Origin of the sequence: Streptomyces sp. NPDC085946 (assembly GCF_044540485.1) — a bacterium.
Classification (GTDB): Bacteria; Actinomycetota; Actinomycetes; order Streptomycetales; family Streptomycetaceae; genus Streptomyces.
In genome coordinates, this window is sequence record NZ_JBITSF010000039.1 from 36199 (window position 1) to 42458 (window position 6260).

Annotated in this window: 4 protein-coding genes and 1 pseudogene; 4 read left to right on the top strand and 1 reads right to left on the bottom strand. The window is 68.2% G+C overall.

Features of this window, described 5'->3' with window-relative positions:
* The first annotated feature begins 112 nt into the window (after nucleotides 1–112).
* The 3 genes and pseudogenes from ACIF8T_RS38170 to ACIF8T_RS38180 all read left to right on the top strand — a co-directional run bounded on the left by ACIF8T_RS38170 (nucleotide 113) and on the right by ACIF8T_RS38180 (nucleotide 3241).
* Complete coding sequence (locus tag ACIF8T_RS38170) at nucleotides 113–493, top strand: beta/gamma crystallin domain-containing protein (protein WP_400041789.1); 381 nt, start codon at nucleotides 113–115, stop codon at nucleotides 491–493.
* A gap of 176 nt (nucleotides 494–669) precedes the next feature.
* A pseudogene (locus tag ACIF8T_RS38175) lies at nucleotides 670–1472 on the top strand (transcriptional regulator); the annotation flags it as partial.
* A gap of 620 nt (nucleotides 1473–2092) precedes the next feature.
* Nucleotides 2093–3241, top strand: coding sequence for a cytochrome P450 (locus tag ACIF8T_RS38180; RefSeq protein ID WP_400041791.1), 1149 nt, complete (start codon nucleotides 2093–2095; stop codon nucleotides 3239–3241).
* A gap of 205 nt (nucleotides 3242–3446) precedes the next feature.
* On the opposite strand, the gene ACIF8T_RS38185 is transcribed toward ACIF8T_RS38180, so the two are convergent.
* Nucleotides 3447–5129 (bottom strand): SWIM zinc finger domain-containing protein, encoded by a 1683-nt coding sequence (locus ACIF8T_RS38185; RefSeq protein WP_400041793.1) that lies wholly within the window; start codon nucleotides 5127–5129, stop codon nucleotides 3447–3449.
* A gap of 181 nt (nucleotides 5130–5310) precedes the next feature.
* On the opposite strand from ACIF8T_RS38185, the gene ACIF8T_RS38190 reads away from it, so the two are divergent.
* Nucleotides 5311–6024 carry a VOC family protein gene (locus ACIF8T_RS38190; protein ID WP_400041795.1) on the top strand — a complete coding sequence of 238 codons (714 nt, stop codon included), beginning with the start codon at nucleotides 5311–5313 and terminating at the stop codon, nucleotides 6022–6024.
* Nucleotides 6025–6260: the final 236 nt, after the last annotated feature.

Below are 6260 nucleotides of genomic sequence, written 5' to 3' on the forward strand. Positions count from 1 at the left end.
CCACCGGCTGTACAGCTGGCGCCCAAGGCCGGTGACTTCACCTGTATTTGCGCATGATACCGCGCCAGGGCGGGTGGCCTGAAATTGCACAATTCCGCGAAGGAGAAAATGCGTGAGACGAATTAACCGGCAGGCAGTCAAGGCCGCACTGGTATCCGCCGTCGCGGCGGCCTCGCTCATCCTCACCCCGCAGTCCGCGTCCGCGATCAACCCGGTCGAGTGCAACGACATCAACGAGTACCTTCATGTGGACTGGCACAACACGAGCACCGGCGCCGTGAAGTATTACCACACGTGTTATGCCAACGCGGGTGAATGGTCCTTCGGAAGGTCGGGAACCCAATGGGTTCACAAAATCTGGACCGGAAACAACCGGGTCCAGTGGTATGGGGACGGGAGGTGGCAGCCCGACACCCCCATCGGCAAGTGGACCACCTTCACATGGCCCAACCATCCTGACGGGGTCAGGATAGAGCGGATCAGAATCCTTTGATTCGCAGCTCCACACCGCATGCCCGGCAGAGTGCCGCACGGTGGGAAACTCGATCGAGTTGTGGTTCTTCGCTATCTGAGCGGCAGCATCACGACGCTAAGTGCTTGACGAGCACACCCTCGTAAGAGGGGCGGAAGCCGGTTTTCCGAGGTTCCCGCCCCTCTTTCCACTTCTCGCCGGAGGGCCACAAGGTCATCAAGCAGCTGGCTCGCGCCGACTGGAAACTCACCAAGCGCGGGCTCGGACCGTGGGCGCGGATCTACCGCCCGGCGACCGTTCGGAGCGGGCCTGCGTGCAACTGTGCATCCCGTCGTGGAACGCGCTCGATGCCCGCCACTGGGGCCACGCCGCACAGCTTTCGCCGGCGGACCTCGCCGCGTGCTGGGCGTTTACGCGTCCCGGGTGATGGCGCCGCGCGGCTCGACCACCGTGACGGGCCTGGAGCTGATGACCGCGCTGCACCCGCCGACCTGCGCCTCCGAGCCCGGCGCCGACGGCAGGCGGCGCTCCGAGCACAACCCCGGCAGCGTGGGCAAGGACCCGGGGGGACTGCGCGCCGTGCGAGGCACCCGGCGGGCACCCGCTCCTGGCGGACCTGCCGCGCTTCCACGTCCGCGGCCCCGCCGAGAAGCTGTTCGAGGAGGCCTACTGCTGGGCGCGGCCGGTGACGGATGCCGAGTGCACCCTGTGGCACCTGGTCGGCATCGACGTGAACATGGCCTTCGCCGCCGGAGCCAACGGCCTGATCGTCGGCCTCGGCACGCCCACCCATGTCACCAATCCGGTTTTCGCCCCGAAGCTGCCCGGCTCCTGGCTGGTCGACCTCTCCCACGTCGACTTGTCGAGAGTGAAGGTCGGCAAGGAGTGGGTGGAGCTGGACGGCAGCCTGCTGCCCTCTCCGTTCACGCCGAAGGGTGAGCGCCCCGAGGGTCCGGCCTGGTACGCAACGCCCACCGTCGCCTACGCCGTCGAGCCGGGCTCATGTCTTACCCGAGGTCGTGAACGCGCCCGCTGGTCCCTGGCGATAGCGGGCCGGAGGCCCGTGGGTGTTGGCAGAGGGCCGGTCATAGCGCGGCTGTGTCGCCCGGTCGCATCACCGTCTTTGGCCGGTTCCGACAGTTCACCCGTTTCTGCAGTGGGAGTAGCGTCACGGATTAATTGGTGCCCTCGCGGTCGGCCGACTCACCGGTGAATCGGCCACGCACGACGAGAGCGGCAGCAGACGGCGAGATGCCTTATCGGGTCGTAGAACCCGAAAGCACCGACCGGCAAGGAGGACGACGATGTCGTGGGTGACCAGCAGCTTTCGGGCGCTTAGCGGTGAGATGCGTGCGCGGTGGCACGGGTACTTCGTCGGCTACGGGAAGCAGGACTGACGCTCGGCAGCCGGAACAGGTACAACTCCGACCGGCAAGGTAGGGCAGCCGCCGTGTCATGGATCATCAAAAGCCTCCGGGTGCTCAGTGGTGAAGCGCGTACGCGCCGCAACCAGTACGGCGACAGGTACGGGCACAACGCCTGACGTGCTCTTTGTAAAGGGATGGGACGCGCGGCCAAGCCGCCGCGCGTCCCACCCTCCGTCAGACGGGTGAACAACCCATGCTCTTGGACAGGAAAAGTCTGTGGCCGCAACTGCGGCGCTGGGAGGAGCAGGCCGCGGACCGCGACGGTCCGTTCAGGCTCCGCTTCGGAACCCTCTTCGTAGCCGATGCCGACGCGGCCCGGGACGTCCTGGTCGACTCGGCCGGCAACTACCTGTCCCAGTCCGGGTTCTACCGCCTGGGACCGCACCCCCTGCCCCAGGCGGTCCGGAGCGAAGCCTCCCGCGAGTTACTCAGGGTCCTGGCCCGGCACGACCTGGCGGCATCATTCGACCTCGACTCCGCCCTCGATGAGGTGAGTGACGACCGCGGCCGTCTGCGGCACCAGCGCTGGGGCGTCGAAATGGTCCGGCGGTACTTCGCCCCCGTTATCGCGCACCAGCGTCATACCGAAATCAACGCGCTCGTCGACGCCTACGTGACGTCGAGCATTGTGGCTGACGACATCGTCGGCCACGTGCTGAGACGCTCGCACCGTACGGTGCCCGCCGTCCGAGCCGGGCTCGCCGAACAACTCCGCCGGCTGCCGGCGCGAAAAGGCGACCCACAGGACCTGGTCGATCTGGTACTCGGCCTGCCCGGTGAACTATCCCCGGGCGATCGCGCACAACTGCTGCAACGCCTCGTCCTGTCCACGGTCGGCTTCACCGGTGTGACTCTCGAGTGGGTGGTGATGCTCGGCATCCAGCACGGCTACGACACCCCGGCGGTGCGGCAGGAACAGATTCATTGGCTGGTCAGGGAGGCACTGCGCCTGTACCCCACCGCATGGCGCCTGATCAGGGTGGCCGCCGCCGACCACGACGTTGCCGGCACCCGGGTCCACGAGGGCGAGCACATCCTGATCGGCACGCACGCGATCCACCGGTCGGCGGCCGTATGGGACAGGCCACTGGACTTCCGTCCCTCGCGCTGGGAGCAGCCGACCGACGACCAGCGGCGCTCCTACCTCCCCTTCGGTAAAGGCGACGGCATGTGCCCGGCGAACGGCTTCGCTGTCAAAGCACTCGAACGCCTCGGCCACCTCATCCTTTACGACCACCGGGGGCACGTGCGAAGGCGCACCCGCAAGCCCCACGTCCGTACACTCCTGGCTCCACCTGCCGGCTGGACCAGCCTCGCCCCCGCCGCAACACCCGAGCGCTGAACTGAGCCTCTCGCTTTCATGAAGCGGGCTGTCCGGCAGGCGGTCCGGAAAACAGAAAGTTCCTCTGACCAGCAAGAATGAGGATTGTCGAGGTCCTTGTTCCTGCCACCGCCGGAGGCACGGGCCTTGACCCTTGTTCTTGGACACGCGAGACACTGGATCTGGGAGTTGTCGTCCGGTACGCGGTGAGCGGGCCTGCGCTCCCTCAGAGCCCGCATCGGTCGAGGATGCTCATCAGCTTGCGCCGGCGTTTCAGTTCTGCCCGCAGGTTGGCGAGGTAGCCGGTGAATGCTTCTTGCGTTCCCAGCGCACGATGGCAGTCACGGGCACCCAGCAGCAGGCGGGCCAAGTGCTCGTAGGCACGGTCGCCGGTCGGCTCCTTCAGCCGCTCGACCAGTTGCAGATAGACTCCGAGCGCCTCGGCCGGACGTGTCTCGCGTGACAGGTCGGCAAGATGTTCCCACTGCCGGTCGTCCGCGAGGCCGGCGGCCTCGCGCCAGGCCGTGTCCACATCGCCGTCGTCAAGCAGCGCATCGATCAGCACGGGTCCGCGATACCGCCCGCCATGAGCGCGGCGGGCGTCCTCTCGCAGGGCAGCCAGCGCGGCCACACGCTCGGCCTCCCAGCACTGCGCCGTCTGAGCGGCGGAGCGCAACTGCCGGTAGGCGGCCAGGGACCGTTCGACACGGAAGCGGTCCCGGCGCACCCCGACTACGTCCGCCGGCCGCCCCGCCTCCGAGTAACGGGCACACACGTAGTCGACCAGGCGGCCGTCGATGTACGTCTCGGCGGCACAGTCCCGAATTCCGTGCTCCGCCCACGTGAGCGCCTCGTCCGCGCGGCCCGCCGATTCGAGTTCCTCGGCGATGCGCAGATGCGTTGCACCGGACGGGTCGAGGTTCTGCGCGTACAGAGCGACCAGCGCGTCGACGTCGCCCTCCGCCTCGACCAGGCGCTCCATCAGATGCTGCTCCGCCCAGCCGGACGGCCTGCGCCGCCGTGCCTCGGCCGCCAACTGCCGCAGGCGGACAAGCCCACTCGGCCCCAGCGCCTCGGCGTAGTCGAGCGGGTCCAGGTCGATCACGTCATTGCTGTCGCCGAGCACCTGGCCGACCAGCCACTCGGCCAGGTGCTCTGGATCGGTGTGCGCGGCTTTGCACGCTTCCAGATGGGCCTCGGCCACCGCGGCGGCGGCCTGCCCCACCACACCGTCGGAGTCGTCGATCTCCCCGTACGCCTCTCCCAGTACTCGGATCGCCTCCTCGGCCAGACCGAGCGCCTGCATCGCCTGACCGTCGGCGGTCAGGACGCGCAGCGCAGCCGCCGCCTCTGCCACCTGCTGCGCGTACCCGGAGGCATCGGCGTACTCGACGTACCCGTACCGGGCGAAAGGCCGCGGATCAATCAGTGCCATGATCCGGTCCCGGACCGTATCGGTGTCGGAGCGAGCGACGGCGGCCCGCAGTTCCAGGCGCCGGCGCAGCCGGCGGTCCTCGGCGATCTGCTCCCGCACCAGCGCCAGGAGTTCGTCCCGGGACAGTGCCGTGAGCCACGCTTCCAGGCCGGAGGCTCGTGTCCGTGCGGCGACCTGCTGATGCGGGATCGTCTTCGCCCGCCGCAGCATGGTCAGTCCCACCGCCACACAGTGCTTGCAGAAGTTGCCCTCCTGCCCGTAGGGACAGTCGCACCACCCCGAGGGCCCGTCGTCCCCGCCGAGGGTGAGCTCTACCTCGTAAACGTCCGTACCGTGCACCACGGCGGTGACCGAGTGCTCCTCTACCTCCAGACCGCTCACCGCGTCCAGGTAACCCAGCCCCCGCTCGAAGGACCGAGTCCCCGCCAGCGCCCGCAGATCGTCCTCGCCGAACCCCACGATTTTCCGTGCCACACCGGTATTCAATCGCAGATCGGCGGCTTCCGGAGGCCCCACGGCCCGGGCTGTCCGCACGCGGGGCCGTGGAATACTCGGCTGCAACCGAGGCCGGCCGGCCCGTAGGATCCGCGTTCGCGGCGTCGGCATGGCGCCCTGCCGACAGTGGACACTCAACGGACCGAGGGTGCGTGGCGCAATGAGCAGCCGACTCTTCGCAATCTCCTTCGACGCGCACCAGCCCGAGCGCCTGGCGCATTTCTGGTCCGGCGTCCTGGGCTTGGAGAGAGCCGACGATTTTTACGATGGCGTCGCCCTGCTGTCCGGGAACGAGGCCGGCTACCGCCTGGGCTTCCGTCCCTCCCGGGCGCAGAAGATCGCCCAGAACCGGCTGCACTTCGACCTGACCAGCTCCTCCCTGGAGAACCAGCAGGAAACCGTGGCCAGGGCACTCGACCTCGGCGCGCAGCACGCCGACGTCGGCCAGGAACCGGACGCCTCCCATGTGGTGCTCGCCGACCCCGAGGGCAACGAGTTCTGCGTCCTCGAGCCGGGCAACAACTTCCTCGCCGGCTGCGGCTTCATCGGAGCGCTCGCATGCGATGGTTCGCAGGCCGTGGGCCACTTCTGGAGCCAGGCGCTGGGATGGCCGCTGGTCTGGGACCAGGACGAGGAGACCGCCATCCAGTCGCCCAACGGCGGTACGAAGATCACATGGGGTGGTCCGCCGCTCATGCCGGACTCCGGCAAGGACCTGCACTTCGACCTCGCGCCGAACGGCGATCAGCAGGCGGAGGTCGAGCGCCTGCTCTCCCTCGGAGCGAAGCGTCTTGATCCCGCCCACGGCGGGGACGACGCGGTGCTGCTGGCCGACCCCGACGGCAACGAGTTCCGCGTGCTCACACGCCGGTGAAGCCGGAATCGACGGGAACCGAGGCAGGCGGTTGCCGCGGTGGGCTCGTCGGTGCTCTCGAGACGTCGGTGCTGCCGCCGGGCCCTGAGGCGCAGAGCGGTGCCCGGCCCGGGACGGCCTCCCTGCGGCTGCCCACCCCCGGCTAAGACATCGTCTCATTTGGGTTCGTAATCTTGAGGCATGACGATCGTGGAGCGGTTGGTCCCGGACGGGTTGTGGGAGTTGTTCCAGCGGGT